The organism is Pseudomonas sp. 9AZ (genome assembly GCF_902506525.1).
GTDB lineage: Bacteria > Pseudomonadota > Gammaproteobacteria > Pseudomonadales > Pseudomonadaceae > Aquipseudomonas > Aquipseudomonas peli.
Genome location: NZ_LR733840.1, coordinates 2,428,595 through 2,445,445 on the forward strand (window position 1 = coordinate 2,428,595; position 16,851 = coordinate 2,445,445).

The 16,851-nt window shown below is 60.4% G+C and carries 14 protein-coding genes; 4 read left to right on the forward strand and 10 right to left on the reverse strand.

The genetic code is table 11. The annotated features are described in order from the left end of the window. Positions 1-96: 96 nt before the first annotated feature. The 4 genes from ALTER154_RS11250 (at position 97) to ALTER154_RS11265 (ending at position 4,773) form a co-directional block, all read left to right on the forward strand. Positions 97-1,383 carry a glycerate kinase gene (locus tag ALTER154_RS11250; protein WP_160087074.1) on the forward strand — a complete coding sequence of 429 codons (1,287 nt, stop codon included), beginning with the start codon at positions 97-99 and terminating at the stop codon, positions 1,381-1,383. Then, on the forward strand, positions 1,380-2,795 hold the full coding sequence (pyk, locus tag ALTER154_RS11255) for a pyruvate kinase (protein ID WP_160087076.1): 1,416 nt from the start codon (positions 1,380-1,382) through the stop codon (positions 2,793-2,795). The genes ALTER154_RS11250 and pyk overlap by 4 nt, the downstream gene beginning before the upstream one ends. A gap of 140 nt (positions 2,796-2,935) precedes the next feature. Then, entirely contained in the window at positions 2,936-3,889 is a 954-nt protein-coding gene (locus ALTER154_RS11260; protein ID WP_160087078.1) for an urea transporter, read from the forward strand. 56 nt (positions 3,890-3,945) lie between these two features. After that, the gene (locus ALTER154_RS11265) at positions 3,946-4,773 is read left to right on the forward strand and encodes an ion transporter (RefSeq protein ID WP_090253544.1); all 828 of its coding nucleotides are present in this window, start codon (positions 3,946-3,948) and stop codon (positions 4,771-4,773) included. 58 nt (positions 4,774-4,831) lie between these two features. Here the strand turns inward: ALTER154_RS11265 and argR are convergent, their stop codons facing one another. The 10 genes from argR to ALTER154_RS11315 all read right to left on the reverse strand — a co-directional run bounded on the left by argR (position 4,832) and on the right by ALTER154_RS11315 (position 16,624). Beyond that, on the reverse strand, positions 4,832-5,812 hold the full coding sequence (gene argR / locus ALTER154_RS11270) for a transcriptional regulator ArgR (RefSeq protein ID WP_090253542.1): 981 nt from the start codon (positions 5,810-5,812) through the stop codon (positions 4,832-4,834). 67 nt (positions 5,813-5,879) lie between these two features. After that, positions 5,880-6,644 carry an ABC transporter ATP-binding protein gene (locus ALTER154_RS11275; protein WP_160087080.1) on the reverse strand — a complete coding sequence of 255 codons (765 nt, stop codon included), beginning with the start codon at positions 6,642-6,644 and terminating at the stop codon, positions 5,880-5,882. 18 nt (positions 6,645-6,662) lie between these two features. After that, on the reverse strand, positions 6,663-7,775 hold the full coding sequence (locus ALTER154_RS11280) for a succinylglutamate desuccinylase/aspartoacylase family protein (protein ID WP_160087082.1): 1,113 nt from the start codon (positions 7,773-7,775) through the stop codon (positions 6,663-6,665). A gap of 10 nt (positions 7,776-7,785) precedes the next feature. Continuing rightward, entirely contained in the window at positions 7,786-8,484 is a 699-nt protein-coding gene (locus ALTER154_RS11285) for an ABC transporter permease (protein WP_160087084.1), read from the reverse strand. Positions 8,485-8,499: 15 nt separating this feature from the next. Then, complete coding sequence (locus tag ALTER154_RS11290; RefSeq protein WP_090253534.1) at positions 8,500-9,189, reverse strand: ABC transporter permease; 690 nt, start codon at positions 9,187-9,189, stop codon at positions 8,500-8,502. A 117-nt stretch (positions 9,190-9,306) separates the two neighbouring features. Next, entirely contained in the window at positions 9,307-10,086 is a 780-nt protein-coding gene (locus ALTER154_RS11295) for an ABC transporter substrate-binding protein (RefSeq protein WP_090253532.1), read from the reverse strand. Positions 10,087-10,613: 527 nt separating this feature from the next. Then, positions 10,614-12,569: an acetate--CoA ligase gene (gene acs, locus ALTER154_RS11300; protein ID WP_090253530.1), complete on the reverse strand. Its 1,956-nt coding sequence runs from the start codon at positions 12,567-12,569 to the stop codon at positions 10,614-10,616. A gap of 387 nt (positions 12,570-12,956) precedes the next feature. Beyond that, the gene (locus ALTER154_RS11305; protein ID WP_160087086.1) at positions 12,957-13,874 is read right to left on the reverse strand and encodes a DUF4824 family protein; all 918 of its coding nucleotides are present in this window, start codon (positions 13,872-13,874) and stop codon (positions 12,957-12,959) included. Continuing rightward, a complete protein-coding gene (locus tag ALTER154_RS11310; protein WP_160087088.1) occupies positions 13,871-14,944 on the reverse strand; it encodes a DUF2157 domain-containing protein in 1,074 nt (357 codons plus the stop codon). Before ALTER154_RS11310 ends, ALTER154_RS11305 begins: the two co-directional genes overlap by 4 nt. A gap of 126 nt (positions 14,945-15,070) precedes the next feature. Next, on the reverse strand, positions 15,071-16,624 hold the full coding sequence (locus tag ALTER154_RS11315) for a sigma-54-dependent transcriptional regulator (RefSeq protein ID WP_160087090.1): 1,554 nt from the start codon (positions 16,622-16,624) through the stop codon (positions 15,071-15,073). Positions 16,625-16,851: the final 227 nt, after the last annotated feature.

Here is a 16,851-nt window from a genome sequence, read left to right on the forward strand (position 1 = left end):
TCTAGTGCGCAGCGTCTTGGTCCAGGGCGCTGCGCACTAGAATCGAACGTGCTTCAGTAATAAAAAGTGGCTCCGGCCCTATCAAGAGAGATCGCCATGTCCATCGATCCGTCTTTCAATCCAACGTCCCTGCTGCGCGAGCTGTTCGCCAGCGCCATCGACGCCGCTCACCCGCGCCAGGTGCTGGCTGATTACCTGCCGGAAGATCGCAGCGGCCGCGTTATCGTGATCGGCGCCGGTAAAGCCGCTGCGGCCATGGCCGAAGTGATCGAGCAGGAATGGCAAGGCGAAGTCTCTGGCCTGGTGGTTACCCGTTACGAGCACGGCGCCAACTGCAAAAAAATCGAAGTGGTCGAAGCCGCCCACCCGGTGCCGGACGATGCCGGTGAGCGCGTGGCACGTCGCGTGCTGGAGCTGGTCAGCAACCTGAGCGAGTCCGACCGGGTGATCTTTCTACTGTCCGGTGGGGGCTCTTCCCTGCTCGCCCTGCCCGCTGCAGGCATCAGCCTGAAAGACAAACAAGCGGTCAACAAGGCGCTGCTGAAATCCGGCGCCTCGATTGGCGAAATGAACTGCGTACGCAAGCACCTTTCCGCGATCAAGGGCGGTCGCCTGGCCAAAGCCAGCTGGCCGGCCAGCGTCTACACCTACGCAATTTCCGATGTACCGGGCGATGAAGCCACGGTGATTGCTTCTGGCCCAACCGTGGCCGACCCGACCACCTCCGCCGAAGCCCTGGCGATCCTCGCCCGCTATAGCATCGAGATCCCGGCCAACGTACGCGCCTGGCTGCAGAACCCAGCCTCGGAAACCGTCAAACCAGGTGACCCATGCCTGGCCCGCAGCCACTTTCAGCTGATCGCCCGCCCGCAGCAATCCCTCGATGCTGCCGCCGCCAAGGCGCGCGCTGCTGGTTTGCCGACGCTGATCCTCGGTGATCTGGAAGGTGAATCGCGGGAAGTCGCCAAGGTGCACGCCGGCATCGCCAAACAGGTGCGTCTGCATGGCCAGCCGATCAAAGCGCCCTGCGTGATTCTTTCCGGCGGTGAAACCACCGTGACCGTGCGCGGCAATGGCCGTGGCGGACGCAACGCGGAATTCCTCCTCAGCCTGACTGACAGCCTCAAAGGCCTGCCCGGCATCTACGCACTGGCCGGCGACACCGATGGCATTGACGGCTCGGAAGACAACGCCGGGGCCATCATGACCCCCGACAGCTATGCCCGCGCCCATGACCTGGGCCTGAGCAGCAGCGATGAGCTGGATAACAACAACGGCTACGGCTACTTCGCCGCCCTCGATCAACTGATTGTTACCGGGCCGACGCGTACCAACGTCAACGATTTTCGCGCCATTCTGATCCTTGAGAACCCTGCCAAATGAACGCCGACAAGAAAGTAAAAATCCTCGCCACCCTTGGCCCAGCGATCAAAACTATCGACGACATCCGCCAGCTGGTGGAGGCCGGGGTCAACCTGTTCCGCCTCAACTTCAGCCACGGCGAACACGCCGACCACGCCCAACGCTTCGACTGGGTGCGTGAAGTCGAGCAGCAGCTGAACACCCCGATCGGCATTCTCATGGACCTGCAAGGGCCGAAGCTGCGCGTCGGCCGCTTTGCCGAGGGCAAGGTCAACCTGCAACGCGGCCAGACCCTGCGCCTGGTCCTCGACAGCACCCCAGGTGACGTCAATCGGGTCAACCTGCCCCACCCGGAAATCATCGAAGCGCTGCAACCAGGCATGAGCCTGCTGCTCGACGATGGCCGCCTGCGCCTACAGGTCACCGCCAAGCACAGCGATGCGGTAATCACGGAAGTGATCGCCGGTGGCGAGCTGTCCGACCGCAAGGGCGTCAACGTGCCGGAAGCCGTGCTGCAATTGAGCCCGCTGACCGAGAAGGACCGCCGCGACCTGAGCTTCGGCCTGGAACTGGGTGTGGACTGGGTGGCGCTATCGTTTGTGCAGCGCCCGGAAGACATTGTCGAAGCCCGTCAGCTGATCGGTGATCGCGCCTTCCTGATGGCCAAGATCGAGAAGCCGTCTGCGGTGATTCACCTGGAAGAGATCACCCAGCTGTGCGACGCGATCATGGTCGCCCGTGGCGACCTGGGTGTGGAAGTGCCGGCCGAGAACGTGCCGCGCATCCAGCGCGACATTATCCGCACCTGCCGCCAGCTCGGTAAGCCGGTGGTGGTGGCCACGCAGATGCTCGAATCCATGCGTTTCTCCCCTGCGCCGACCCGCGCCGAAGTCACCGACGTGGCCAACGCCGTGGCTGAAGGTGCCGATGCAGTGATGCTCTCGGCGGAAACTGCCTCCGGCGACTACCCGCTGGAAGCCGTGCAGATGATGAGCAAGATCATCCGCCAGGTGGAAAACGGCCCGGACTTCCAAGCCCAGCTCGATGTCAGCCGCCCGCAAGCCGAAGCCACTGCCTCGGATGCGATTAGCTGCGCGATCCGCCGCATCAGCACCATCCTGCCGGTGGCCGTGCTGGTCAACTACACCGAGTCGGGTAACTCCAGCCTGCGCGCCTCACGCGAGCGGCCGAAAGCGCCGATCCTCAGCCTGACCCCGAGCCTGGATACCGCGCGGCGCCTGAGCGTGGCCTGGGGCGTGTACTCGGTGGTCAACGCGCGCCTGCACAAGGTTGAGGAAGTCACCCGCACTGCCCTGGAAACCGCCCGCTCAGCCGGGCTGGCGAAAACCGGCGATACCGTGGTGATTACCGCCGGCGAGCCGTTCGGCCAACCGGGCAGCACCAACAGCCTGCGTATCGAAATCCTCCACTGATCCAGTTCTGCGGTGGGTCGCAAGCACCCGCCGCAGACGCAACTCCCACGCTGGCTTTGCCAGTTTTGTAGGCACCCACTGTTCCCGCGGTGGGTGCCTCTTTTTATGGCCCTGGTGATCCTCTACTCAGGTTCTTCTGTATGTCGCCATTACCGCTCGCTCCTCGCGCCTTACAAGGTTCTCGCGCCCTGCTTAACGGCTTTAGCCAGATTTTTTTGCAAGCCAACCCCGGCTGCGGCTTGCTGGTGCTGTTGGCGATTGCCATCGGCGCGCCGCAGCTGCTCGGCGGCGCACTGCTCGGTGGCCTCAGTAGCACGCTGACGGCGCAACGTCGTGGTTATGCCAAAGCCGATATCGATCTCGGTTTGTATGGCTACAACGGGGTTCTGCTGGGCATGCTGATCAGCCTGCAATTTGCCTGGTCGGCTTTGCTGCCGTTGCTGATCATCGTCAGCGCCGGGGCTTCCAGCCTGTTGCTGGCGGCCTGGATGCAGCGCATGCGCGAGCGTCAGTGGCTGCCCGCCTTTACCTTTCCCTTTGTCGGCTTGAGCTGGCTGCTGTTGTGGCTGGCACCCACCCTGCAGCTTGAGTTGGCGCCGGCCGTGCCAAGCCAGGCGCAACCGCTCGACTGGTGGGCCAGCCTGATCGCCATGGCGCGTGGCTTGGGCCAGGTGATCTTTCTCGATCAGCCGTTGGCCGGCGTTTGCCTGCTAATCGGCCTGTTGCTGGCCGATCGCCGCGCTGCCTGCTGGGCGTTGCTCGGTTCCACTGGCGGCCTGGCTCTGGCGCTGTATCAGGGCTTGCCGCAGCACAGTGCCCTCACCGGCCTGTATGGCTATAACGCAGCGCTGGCGGCCATCGCCCTCAGCCAGGTGCATCGCCGCCCTTGGTTACCGGCCCTTGGCATCGCCCTGGCGCTGGTGCTGCAACCCGGCTTCAGCGCACTGGGTCTGCCAGCCCTGACCATGCCATTTATCCTCACCTGCTGGCTGGTCAGTGCCACCCAGCGTCTGCTGCACAAAGCTGCGGCCGACTGCACACCGCTGCAGCCTAATAAGGGCAAAGGCTTGCATCAGCGGGATAAAACTCCCTAGGCTGCCTGTCTGTTCGCGTTATCAGCGAGCACCGCAAACGGAGCAGCCAGAACACCATGGACACGCGGCAAAAGCTGTACAGCATCATCTTCCACACCGACACCCCAGCCGGGCAGCGCTTCGACCGCTACCTGCTGCTGACCATCATGGCCAGTCTGGTGGTGGTGATGCTCGACAGCATCGACAGCGTACACAGCCAGTACGCGCCACTGCTGGCAGGTATTGAATGGGGCTTTACTGCGCTGTTCGCAATCGAATACGTGGTGCGCCTGTACTGCTCGCCAAAACCGCTGCGCTACGCCTTCAGCTTCTTCGGCCTGATTGACCTGCTGGCGATTCTGCCGGGCATCCTCGCCCTGTTCTACGCCGACGCGCAGTACCTGCTGATCATCCGGGTGATCCGCATGCTGCGGGTGTTCCGCGTGCTCAAGCTCAGCCCGTATCTACGTCAAGCCAACTTCCTGCTCACCGCGCTGCGCGGCAGCAAGCAGAAGATCATCGTGTTCTTCGCCTGCATCGCCACCATGGTTACGGTGTTCGGCACCCTGATGTACGTGATCGAAGGCCCTGCGCACGGTTTTACCAGCATTCCCAAGGGCATTTACTGGGCCGTGGTCACCCTGACCACCGTCGGCTTCGGCGATATAGTGCCGAAAACTCCGCTGGGCCAGGCGCTGTCGACCCTGGTAATGATCACCGGTTACTCGATCATCGCCGTGCCGACCGGCATCTTCACCGCCGAACTGGCCAACGCCATGCGCGGCGGCGACGAACTGATTCACGATTGCCCAAGCTGCGCGAAAAACACCCACGAACACGGCGCCGCCTTCTGCACCCGCTGCGGCAACCCGCTGTTTCCGCGGCAGGTCGACAAACCTGAGTAATCACCCGGCCAATAAAAAACCGCAGCGAGCTGCGGTTTTTTATGTGTTCTCAGTTAACTCAGCCACGTTCGATTGGCGTAGAAGTCAGCTCAAAGGGGCTGTTGCTGCGGCGCTGGTTGCGGTCTTCGCGCGGGGTGGCGCCGAAGAAGTTGCGGTAAGCGCTGGAGAAATGCGGGCCGGAAGAAAAGCCGCAGGACAGGCCGATCTGGATGATCGATTTGCTGGTTTGCATCAGCAACTGGCGGGCCTTGTTTAGACGCAGTTCAAGGTAATACTGGCTGGGGACGCGATTGAGGTACTGCTTGAAGATCCGTTCCAGCTGACGCCGCGATACGCAGACATGCTGGGCAATTTCGTCGGTGGTCAGCGGCTCTTCGATATTGGCTTCCATCAGCAACACGGCCTGAGTCAGCTTGGGGTGGCTGGAGCCCAGACGGTTCTGCAACGGAATACGCTGGCGCTCGCCACCTTCGCGGATACGCTCGACCACAAGCTCTTCACTCACCGCACCGGCCAGTTCGGCACCGTGGTCACGGGCGAGCAAGGCCAGCAGCAGATCCAGCACGGCCAGGCCGCCACAGGCGGTCAAGCGATCACGGTCCCAGTCGAACAAATGGCTGGTGGCGATGACCTTGGGGAAGCGTTCAGTGAAATCATCCTGCCAGCGCCAGTGCACCGAAGCACGGTAGCCATCGAGCAGGCCCAGTTGCGCCAACGGATAAACCCCCGCGGCAATCGCGCCGATCACGCAACCGCCGCGCACCAGTTGCTTAAGCGCACCGGAGAGCGCTGCAGGCATCGGCCCTGGTGGTTCGTCGGCGAGTAGAAAGAGCTTCTGGCAGCCTTCCAGCTTGCCCACCCAGGATTCCCCCGGTAGCCGCCATGCGCCTTCAAGCGGCGCTTCGGCCTGCAAGAACACCAGCTCGTAGACCACCTCGGGGTGGACGCGCTGGGCAACGCGCAGCGCTTCTTCCGCCAAAGCCAGGGTCAGGGGCTTGGTGGTGGGCCAAAGCAGGAAGCCAATTCGGTGCGCATTCATGGGGGGCAGTTTAGGCTCTGTTGGCGATTATGGGCATAGCGTGGGTGCGTGCAGATGTTGCCGCGGGTTATTTGAGACTGCCAGAGAGGAACTGCTGCAAGCGCTCGGATTGCGGATTGGCCAACACTTCTCTCGGGCAGCCGCGCTCTTCCACCACACCTTTGTGGAGGAACACCAACTGGTTGGAGACTTCACGGGCAAAGCCCATTTCGTGGGTCACCACGACCATGGTGCGGCCTTCCTGCGCCAGATCCTGCATGACTTTCAGCACTTCACCTACCAGTTCTGGGTCCAGCGCCGAGGTCGGCTCATCAAACAGCATCACCTCAGGTTCCATGGCCAGGGCGCGGGCAATCGCTACACGCTGCTGCTCGCCGCCGCTCATGTGCGCCGGGTAGGCATCTTTACGATGAGCAACGCCAACTTTGTTCAGGTAGTGCTCGGCCTTTTCCAGGGCTTCCTTCTTGCTCATGCCGAGTACGTGCACCGGCGCTTCCATGACGTTTTCCAGGGCGCTCATATGCGACCACAGATTGAAGTGCTGAAACACCATGGACAGGCGCGAGCGCATGCGCTGCAGCTGCTTGGGATCGGCAGCTTTCAGGCCACCGTCCTTGTTGGCCACCAGTTTCAGCTCTTCGTTGTTGAGCAGAATCTTGCCGCCGTGGGGCTGTTCCAGCAGGTTGATGCAACGCAGGAAGGTACTCTTGCCCGAGCCGCTGGAGCCGATGATGCTGATCACATCGCCGGCCTTGGCCGCCAGTGACACGCCCTTCAATACTTCATGGCTGCCGTAGCGCTTGTGCAGATCCTGAACTTCAAGTTTGTACATGGTTTCCACTCTCTTGAATCAGTCGCTGAGCAAGCGACCCTGGCGAATAGGGGTACGACCGGCCACTTTAGCCAGCCACAAACCGGGCTGAGCAAAACGCAACCGCTCGCGCGCATAGAGCACACCATCTGTAACGGCACAGACAGTTGTGTGGCGATCGTCCAGCGGATCGATCACTTCAAACAATGGATCGCCGGCCTTAACCCACGCACCCACCGGTTGCAGAAAACTCACCACCCCAGCATGTGGGGCATAGGCGTATTGCGCACCATCAAATGGCGTGGCATCGCAGCTTTCAGCAGGTGCGGGCGGCCAGTCACCGGCAATCAGGCCCTGCTCGGCAAGGAATGCCAAAATGCTTTCGGCGCTGGCTTCGGCTTCTGGTTTGCCAGTATCGGCCATGCCGCCCAGCTCAACGGTTACTGCCAGACAGGCCAGCGGTACAGCGGCCTGGGGGAAATGCCGGGCTAAGTGAACCCAAGGCAAAGCGCAGGCTTCATCGAAAGAACTGCCGCCGGAATCCTCGACGGTCAGCGCCGCCCCGGCCTGCAGACGTGCAGCCAGCGAGCGCAGTTGCGGCCACTGTTGTGGCAGCAGGTACAGGTGCACTGCGGCATCAAAATCACAATGCAGATCAAGCACCACATCGGCATCGCAGGCATGTTTTAGCAACAATCGCTGCATGCCTTGCAGTTCTGATCCGGCGGGTGGCAAAGCTTCCAACGCAGCTTGCATGGCGGCGCGAATCAGCCGCACATTGCTCGGGCCATCACTGCCTAGGCAGCCTTCCAGCGCTGGCGCGATAGCAGCAGCCAAGCCAAAAAAGTCGCGGTTGAAGTTCTTCCCGCTGGCCATTTCAAAACGGCCTTGATGGGTCGCCTGGAACATTTGCCCCAAACCAATCGGGTTGGCCACCGGCACCAGCTCGATCACCCCAGTCAGCCGCCCCTGGGCTTCCAGCTGACGCAAGCGGCGCTTGAGTTCCACCGCCACGCGCATCCCAGGCAGTTCGTCAGCATGCAGCGAGGCCTGAATGTAGGCCTTGCACGGACCCTGACCGAAACGGAATACGCTCACGTGGCGTTCGGTGCCGGGGCAGCCCCAGGGCAGTGGATGATCGATACGCTGCATGCTCTCTTCCTCAGGCCTTACGCGGGGCCAGGTAAGCCAGCCAGCGGCGTTCGGCCAGCTTGAACAGGCGTACGAGGATAAAGGTCAGGCACAGGTAGAACAGACCGGCAGTGATAAACGCCTCGAACGGCAGGTAATACTGCGAGCTGACGGTACGTGCAGCGCCGGTGATGTCGATCAGGGTAACGATCGAGGCCAGCGACGTGGTGTGCAGCATCATGATCACTTCGTTGCTGTACTGCGGCAGTGCGCGACGCAGGGCCGACGGCAGCAGGATGCGGCGGTACAGTTTGAAGCGCGACATACCCATAGCCTTGGCGGCTTCAATCTCGCCATGCGGCGTGGCTTTCAGGCTGCCGGCGAGAATCTCCGCACTGTAGGCACTGGTGTTGATGGCAAACGCCAGGCAGGCGCAGAAGGTGGCGCTGGAGAAGTACGGCCACAACACGCTCTCACGGACGGCCTCGAACTGCGCCAGGCCGTAATAGATGAGAAACAGCTGCACCAGCATCGGTGTACCGCGAATCACGTAGGTATACAGCCAAGCTGGAAAGTTGATCAGAGGCGACTTGGAGACGCGCATCAAGCCCAAGGGAATGGCCAGAGCCAAGCCGCAGGCCAGGGAAATCAGCAGAATTTTCAGGGTGACGCCCACTCCGCTGATGTACAGCGGCAGGTTTTCCCAGATTACGGTGTAGTCAAAAATCATCGCTGCGCTCCCCGCTTACAGATCAGCGGCTTTAATGCCGACCGAGTAACGTTTTTCCAGGTAACGCAAAGCCAGCAGCGACACGCTGGTCAGCACCAGGTACAGGGCTGCTACGGCCAAGTAGAAGGTGAAGGGCTCGCGGGTGGCATCGGCGGCACTTTTCGCCTTGAACATCATGTCCTGCAGACCCACCACGGAAATCAGCGCGGTAGCCTTGGTCAACACCAGCCAGTTGTTGGTGAACCCAGGAATGGCGAAGCGAATCATCTGCGGCACCAGGATGCGGAAGAACACCTGCATGCCATTCATGCCATATGCTGCGCCTGCTTCAGCCTGCCCTTTGGGGATGGCCATAAAGGCGCCGCGGAAGGTCTCCGACAGGTAAGCACCAAAGATAAAACCCATGGTGAACACGCCAGCAATAAAGGGGTTGATATCGATGTAATCGTCGTAGCCGAGCATCGGCGCCAAACGGTTAACCATGTCCTGACCGCCATAGAAGATCAGCAGGATCAGCACCAGATCGGGAATCCCGCGGATCACCGTGGCGTAGGTTTCGCCCAGCAGCGCCAGCCACTTGATCGGCGACAGGCGAAACGCCGCGCCCAGCAGCCCCAAGACAATGGCCACGGCCATCGAAGTCAGCGCCAGAATCAGGGTGAGCCATGCACCGTCGAGAATTGTCGAGCCGTAGCCGTTGAGCATGCTCTGGTTACCTCATGCAAGCGCCAGGCGGCGCCAGGAAGCACAACAAGAAAGTGACGCAGGCCTACAGGCTGCGGGCTTGCGCCACTTTGAGTGAAGACGACGCGGTCAGGAAAATCAGTCGCCGTAGACGTTGAAGTCGAAGTACTTGTCCTGCACTTCCTTGTACTTGCCGTTGGCACGGATGGCCAGGATGGCAGCGCTGATTTTGTCAGCCAGGGCCTTGTCGCCTTTGCGCACGGCAATACCAGCGCCCATGCCGATGTATTTCTCGTCGGCGAAGTCTGGGCCTACCAGGGCGAAGCCTTTACCGGCGTCAGTCTTGATAAAGCCATCGTCGATGTTGACGACGTCAGCAAAGGTGGCGTCCAAACGACCGGAGGTCAGGTCGAGGAAGGCTTCGTTCTGCGAGCTGTAACGCACGATTTCGACACCGGCAGGTGCGAAGATATCGGTGGCGTAACGGTCGTAGGTGGAGGCGCGCTGTACGCCGACTTTTTTGCCTTTCAGATCCACCAACGGGTCGTTGATCACGGTGCCGGCCTTCATCGCCAACTTGCCTGGGGTCTGGTAGTACTTGCCGCTGAAATCAACCGATTTCAGGCGATCTTCGGTGATGCTCATCGAGGAGAGTACGGCGTCAAACTTGCGTACTTTCAGGGCTGGGATCAGGCCGTCGAATTCCTGCTCGATCCATTTGCATTCCACTTTCATCTCTTCGCACAGAGCGATGCCGATGTCGTAGTCGAAACCGCTGATGGCACCATCAGCAGTTTTGAAGGCGAACGGCGGGTAAGCCGCTTCGATGCCGATACGCAGAGGCTTGGCGTCTTCAGCCATGGTCAACGGCGACAGCATGGACAGCGCCAGTGCGCCGAGAAGTGCAATCTTCTTCATTGTGTGACTCCTTCGAATGGGAATGGCATCGGTTGGCAGAGATTGTTCGGATATGCATCCAGCCTTGCATGAATTGTAGTGAGTCACCGCCAAGCTGCGCGCTGTGCAGACGCCGGACGGCCCCAGCCGGGTGAGCGGCATTCTAGCGACAGCTCGGAAGTCGATATTTCTTCAATGCGACAAGTAATTACAAAAGGCCAGGACGGGTATAGCGAGGATATTGACAGCCCCTGAAATTTATGCAGAGACAGAAAAGACAGTTAACCATTGATTAAAGCAATTAACGCGCCCAGTTTTAACAAGGCCTTTATTTACCTGGCCTGGTGGCAGTTTTTATTTCTACAGCCGCAGCGAACGACGCGCCATCTTGGCGCAAAACGTTCCCGCTCACCCCATAAAAGTGCGCGTTGTTACGCCCGAGTGACAACGAAATACCCAGATGAAAATCGATAATGCCGCACAAAGCACAACGCCCTGGCCGGCTTGTGGCCGAAACAGGGCGTTGTTTACAGGCGCTTCAACCGAAGTCAGGCAGCCTGCATCTCGCGGTGAGTGTCGATAAGGTGCTGCACCACGCCAGGATCGGCCAGCGTGGAGATATCGCCGAGTGCATCGTATTCGGCGGTTGCGATCTTGCGCAGGATACGGCGCATGATCTTGCCCGAGCGGGTTTTCGGCAGGCCAGGGGCCCACTGAATCACGTCCGGTGAGGCAATCGGGCCGATTTCCTTGCGCACCCAGTTTTTCAACTCCTGGCGCAATTGTTCGGACGGCTGCTCGCCACCATTCAAGGTGACGTAGACATAGATGCCCTGCCCTTTAATGTCATGCGGCACGCCAACCACGGCGGCCTCAGCGACTTTCGGGTGAGCCACCATGGCGCTTTCGATTTCGGCGGTACCCATGCGGTGGCCGGATACGTTGAGCACATCATCGACGCGACCGGTAATCCAGTAGTAACCGTCTTCGTCACGGCGCGCACCGTCACCAGTGAAGTACATGCCCTTGAAGGTTTTGAAGTAGGTGTCGACGAAGCGGTCGTGGTCGCCATACAGCGTACGCGCCTGGCCCGGCCAGGAATCAATGATCACCAGGTTGCCTTCGGCAGCGCCCTCGATCAGATTGCCGAGGTTATCCACCAGCGCCGGCTGCACGCCGAAGAACGGACGGGTCGCCGAACCCGGCTTGAGTGCAGTAGCACCCGGCAGCGGGCTGATCAGGATGCCGCCAGTTTCGGTCTGCCACCAGGTATCAACAATCGGGCAACGCTCTTTACCGACAGTCTTGTAATACCAGTTCCAGGCTTCCGGGTTGATCGGCTCGCCGACCGAGCCGAGCAGGCGCAGGCTGGAGCCATCGGCACCGGCAACCGCCGCATCGCCCTGGGCCATCATCGCGCGGATCGCTGTCGGTGCGGTGTAGAGGATATTGACCTTATGCTTGTCGATGATCTTCGACACCCGGGTAATATCCGGATAATTCGGGATGCCTTCGAACAGCAGCGTAGTCGCGCCATTGGCCAGCGGGCCGTAGACGATATAGCTGTGGCCGGTGACCCAACCCACGTCGGCGGTACACCAGTAGACGTCGCCTGGTTTGTAGTCGAACACCCGCTCATGGGTCAGCGCCGCATACACCAGGTAGCCGCCTGTGGTGTGCTGCACGCCTTTCGGCTTACCAGTGGAGCCGGAGGTGTAGAGGATAAACAGCGCTTCCTCGGCGCCCATTTCCTTCGGCGCGCAATGGCTGGACGCCACGGCCATCAGGTCTTCGTACCAGATGTCGCGGTGCTGGTTCCACTTGATCGGGCTACCGGTGCGCTTGCACACGATAACCTTCTGGATGCTCGCGGTTTCCGGGTTGGTCAGCGCGTCGTCGACATTGGCTTTCAGCGGGGTTTTCTTACCGCCGCGCAGGCCTTCATCGGCGGTGATTACCACCTTGGATTGGCAGTCGATGATGCGGCCGGCCAGTGCTTCCGGGGAGAAACCGCCGAACACCACCGAGTGGATCGCACCGATACGGGTACAGGCCAGCATCGCCACCACTGCCTGCGGAATCATCGGCATATAGATGGTCACCACATCGCCGCGGTGCACATCCTGGCCACGCAGGGCGTTGGCGAACTTGCACACCTGCTCGTGCAGCTGGCGGTAGGTGATTTCCTCATGCTCGGATGGGTCATCACCTTCCCAGATAATCGCCACCTGATCGCCACGTTCTTCCAGGTGACGGTCCAGGCAGTTGTAGGACACGTTGAGGGTGCCATCGGCAAACCACTTGATATCGACGTGGTGATCGTCGAAAGAGGTCTGCTTGACCTTGGTGAACGGCTTGATCCAGTCCAGGCGCTGAGCCTGTTCACGCCAGAAACCGTCAGGATTGATCACCGACTGCTGGTACATGGCTTTATAGGTGGCCTCATCAGTAAGCGACTGGGCCGCCACCTCAGGGCGCACGGGATACAAGGACGCAGCACTCATCAGAAACACCTCGGTGGGTAGTTGTTGTTCTATGGGCCATTTTGTAGCCAGGACCCCACCTTTGAGCCATTCGACCATGGTCTTAACGCTCTACGACCATGGTTGCAGACGTTTTTTTTCAGGCAAAAAATACCGAGAGCAATTTTTAACGTCGCGGAGCGACGGCCCGCAGGGTCGCGGCCAGGGATGGCACGCCACAAAAACGCCAGGAGCGTTTTTGCGCGCAAGCCCCGTCGGGGGAGAAGCACATGGATGTGCTGAACATAAAAAAAGGCGGTCATCTGACCGCCTACCCAAATCATTCCAGGGAGAGGAATGGAGAAACGCTTGCATCCAAACCACGCAGGATTGGAACGCCGCCACTTTCGCCCAGCACGCTGCGCTGCACTATTGCACCTTGGTCGTAGGCTGCGGCGTACTCGCCTGCCTGGCACTCAACGCAACAAACCAGGGCTCCAGGCGACGACCGAAGGCGACTTCGGCACTAAACAGCTTCTGATAACCCGAGTAGTCGACGCCTTGCTGCTCAGCTTGCTGGGGCAGGCTGTCGAACGTTGCATGCCAGCGATGCGGCAGATTGAGGCTCTGCACCCCTGGGGTTTCGGCCGAACCGCCGAGCTGCCAGGTCCAACGCTGGTTATTCGGGCGCGGATCATCGCCCTCGCCATCCCAGTCAGTCGCCACGCTGCTGGCCTGCACCTCGATGATGCTGCGCACAATGGCGTAGCGCGTACGATCCGGGTAACGCGCGCGCAATGCCTGCTGATCCATTCCAACATCGACCACCAGCAAGCGAGTGGCGCGCCGCCGCTCATAATCCAGCGCATTAGCAGCATGCTGAGCCGCCTCGCGCAGCTCTTTGCTGTCCGGCACAGACTTCTGCAAGCGCAGGGCCTCGGCATGAGCGGCAACCTGAAGCGCCACTTCACGCTGATAGGCCGGACCATCGAGCTCCAACACCAGCAGCGCATCACGGTCCAGCTGACGACGGTAACGTCGCACGCTCTGCTCGTTCAGCTCAGCGGGCACCTGGAAGCCCAGTTCGGCCATCTTTTCGGCGCTGATCGACAGGTAGTAGTGGTCATCATCAGCTTGGCTGGGCCAGCGGTAATCCAGGTGCAGCGCCAGGCTGCTGTTGTCCTTGCGCCAATAGGCGTAGGTCGCGGCCAGCTCGCGCTCGGACAGTTGTAGGCGGCTGTCCTCAGGCTCCTGGCGATTCCAGGCCACGCCCGCCAGGACAATGGCGTTAACCAGCCCGATCAGCAGCAGCCCGGCAATCAGATAACGCGCACGCACGCCGCTCATTGCCCACCTCCCAGCAAACCGTGGCGACTACGCAAGCGCCGCAGCACCAGCAGAATCAGCACCGCACTCAAACCCAGCACCAGGAAGAACAGATATTTGGGCATGCTCTCCCACCACCAGTCGAACAGCTTGGTGTAGAGGAAAATCACGAAGAAACTCAGCCCGGTGTTCACCACATCCGCCCAGCCAAGGCGCACACCCAACCAGATCACCAACGCCGCGAGGATAAAGCCGCCGATATGGTAGGCATTCTCGATGTACTCGGGCGGATAGTCGAAGTAACTGCCCGCCCCCCAATGCGCCAGCACCAGTACCGGGACAAATACCCCAAGCAGGCCAAATATCCGGTAAATCACGGCAAAGCCATCAAAACGGCGCTGATTAATCAGCAGCGGCACCGCGAAGATCAGCAGCGCCGGCAGGATGAAATTCTCCGGCCGCTGGGCAAAACCCAGCCAGTAGATGCCGTCCCAACTGCCAATCCGCGCTGCAACAAAGGCCAGCAAACAGCTGAGCCCTGCCGCCAGCAGCAGGCGCGCACCACAGGCATAAGCCAGCAGCAACGCGTAGAGCGCCCAAGGCAGCAAGGCGTTGTTCGAGGGAGTGATATTGAAGATCTGCCCAAGCATGACGATGTTCAGCACAAAGCAGGTAAACGCCACCAACGCCGCCAGCTTGCTGAAATAGCCCGAGCTATCGAGGCGTTGCACCCACAGTGTCAGACCAAACGAAGCGATGCTCGCGGTCAGCAGAATCGCCACCTGGCTCTGAGTACCGAACAGCCCCCAGAACTGGTAGAACAGGAAAAACACACTGGCCGCCAACGCCAGCGCGCCGAGAAACGAGGCGATGCGCATGCCCAGCGAGAGCTGCCGAGCCTGAATATCGTGATCGATATCGAAGGCCGCTAGGTAGCTGTTGAGTAATTGCTGCTGAAAGCCGTGCAAATTGGCACGCTGGCTATCACTCAGGTTCAACACCTGCTCTGCCTCAAGGCGTGCCAATTCACGGTTGAAAACGCCAATGTCATCGGCACGTTGCTGGGCATCACTGCGGTTTATATTCGGCATGGCAATCCTTGCGGCGGGTCCATCAGGTCATAGGCTGATCAGCACACTCTAGCGCTAAATTTTCCGCGATGGGCTGACCCAATAGAGGGTTCGTAACTGCGAATAGCCCTTACGGCTAAAGGCCCCCTACTCCTTCCCCAACCCATGCTGACGCAGCTTGTTGGCAATCGTGGTGTGTGACACGCCAAGACGCTTACCTAACTGACGGCTGCTGGGATGGTCATGGAACAGACGCTCAAGCACGGCTTTCTCAAAGCGCCCGAGAATCTCGTCCAGGCCGCCTTCCACCGAGAACTCGCCCAGCGGCTGCGGCGCGCCGTAGTCCGGCAAGCGGATATGCTCGCCCTTGACCACCCCGCCGTCACACAGTGAAACGGCTTGAAACAGCACGTTCTCCAGTTGGCGCACGTTGCCCGGCCAATGGTAATGGCTGAGTTTGTCCAGCACTTGCGGTGCGAGTTTGGGCAGCGGGCAACCGATCTGTCGGCTGGCCTGGTCAAGAAAGTGCTCCACCAGCGGCGGCAGGCCATCCAGGCATTCGCGCAGTGGCGGGATATGCAGGCTAAGCACGTTTAGACGGTGATACAGATCCTGGCGGAACTCACCCTTGGCGCATAGCTCGGACAGGTCGACCTGAGTGGCGCAGATCACCCGCACATCCAGGTAAACCTCTTCATCACTGCCGACCCGGCGGAAGCAGCCGTCTTGCAGAAAACGCAGCAGCTTGGCCTGCAGGCGCGGGCTCATTTCGCCGACGCCATCGAGAAACAGCGTACCGCCGGCGGTCAGCTCGAGCAGGCCGAGTTTGCCTTCCGGCCGCGCGCCTTCGAAGGCCCCGGGGCCGTAGCCGAACAGCTCGGTTTCGGCCATGGATTCCGGCAGGCCGGCGCAATTCAGTGCCATAAACGGCGACTGCCCACGCGGGCTGGCCAGGTGGCAGGCGCGAGCCAGCAGCTCTTTGCCGGTGCCGGTTTCGCCCTCGATAAGCAACGGCGCATCTAGCGGTGCCATCCGCCGCGCTTCGCGCACTACAGCGGCCATTACCTTGGAACTCTGAAAGATCGAATCGAAGCCACGCAGTTCCTGCTTGCGCACGTTGTAGATGCGCTCGCCCACTCGATCCGCGCGGTGCAGGGTCAACACCGCGCCGGCCATGGCATCACTCTCTTCATGCTCGGTTTGCAGCGGTGCGATATCGGCGAGAAACACATCGCCCTTCACTTTCACCCGCAGGCCATTGATCCGCGACTTATTGGCGCGTACCAACTCCGGCAGGTCGAAATCCTCGGCGTAGCGCGACAACGGAATACCCGGCACTTCATCCACCCGCACCCCGAGCAACTGCGCAGCGCTGCGGTTGGCCGCGACGATTGACCCGCCCATATCGATCGACAACACCGGGAAATCCAGCGCACCGAGCAAGGCATTCAACTCCAGATGACGACGTTCGCTGGGCATCAGACCCACACGCTTAACGCCGAACACCCCGGAAATCGCCTCGAACTTAGGTCGCAGCGATTGGAACTGCAGGTTGATCAGGTTCGGGCAGTGCAAGTAGATGGCGTTGCCCTGCTCGCCACCAACTTCGCCGCGGGCGACGTTGATGCCGTATTCGACCAGCAGGTTGAGGATGTCGCGCAGGATGCCAATTCGGTTCTGGCAGTGGACTTTGATACGCATGGCAGGGCTCTTATGGGTCTTGTTATGACCGTAAACGACGAACAATCGACGTTGCCGGCGGATTATCCGTCAAGAATATGTGACAGATTAACGCATCAGCAAGACGATAGTTCGCTGCACCGACGCTCACGTAACCAATTCTTTACGCAATAACTGCCCTTTTCTCCCTTAACAGACCCAACCCAGGGCTGCATTACCGCACGAGCTGGCGTATTCCTGAGTCCAAT

Bases quoted from the DNA above. Each gene is read 5' to 3' on its own strand.
- ALTER154_RS11250 (WP_160087074.1), top strand. From the start codon at position 97: ATGTCCATCGATCCGTCTTTCAATCCAACGTCCCTGCTGCGCGAGCTG.
- pyk (WP_160087076.1), top strand. From the start codon at position 1,380: ATGAACGCCGACAAGAAAGTAAAAATCCTCGCCACCCTTGGCCCAGCG.
- ALTER154_RS11260 (WP_160087078.1), top strand. From the start codon at position 2,936: ATGTCGCCATTACCGCTCGCTCCTCGCGCCTTACAAGGTTCTCGCGCC.
- ALTER154_RS11265 (WP_090253544.1), top strand. From the start codon at position 3,946: ATGGACACGCGGCAAAAGCTGTACAGCATCATCTTCCACACCGACACC.
- argR (WP_090253542.1), bottom strand. From the start codon at position 5,812: ATGAATGCGCACCGAATTGGCTTCCTGCTTTGGCCCACCACCAAGCCC.
- ALTER154_RS11275 (WP_160087080.1), bottom strand. From the start codon at position 6,644: ATGTACAAACTTGAAGTTCAGGATCTGCACAAGCGCTACGGCAGCCAT.
- ALTER154_RS11280 (WP_160087082.1), bottom strand. From the start codon at position 7,775: ATGCAGCGTATCGATCATCCACTGCCCTGGGGCTGCCCCGGCACCGAA.
- ALTER154_RS11285 (WP_160087084.1), bottom strand. From the start codon at position 8,484: ATGATTTTTGACTACACCGTAATCTGGGAAAACCTGCCGCTGTACATC.
- ALTER154_RS11290 (WP_090253534.1), bottom strand. From the start codon at position 9,189: ATGCTCAACGGCTACGGCTCGACAATTCTCGACGGTGCATGGCTCACC.
- ALTER154_RS11295 (WP_090253532.1), bottom strand. From the start codon at position 10,086: ATGAAGAAGATTGCACTTCTCGGCGCACTGGCGCTGTCCATGCTGTCG.
- acs (WP_090253530.1), bottom strand. From the start codon at position 12,569: ATGAGTGCTGCGTCCTTGTATCCCGTGCGCCCTGAGGTGGCGGCCCAG.
- ALTER154_RS11305 (WP_160087086.1), bottom strand. From the start codon at position 13,874: ATGAGCGGCGTGCGTGCGCGTTATCTGATTGCCGGGCTGCTGCTGATC.
- ALTER154_RS11310 (WP_160087088.1), bottom strand. From the start codon at position 14,944: ATGCCGAATATAAACCGCAGTGATGCCCAGCAACGTGCCGATGACATT.
- ALTER154_RS11315 (WP_160087090.1), bottom strand. From the start codon at position 16,624: ATGCGTATCAAAGTCCACTGCCAGAACCGAATTGGCATCCTGCGCGAC.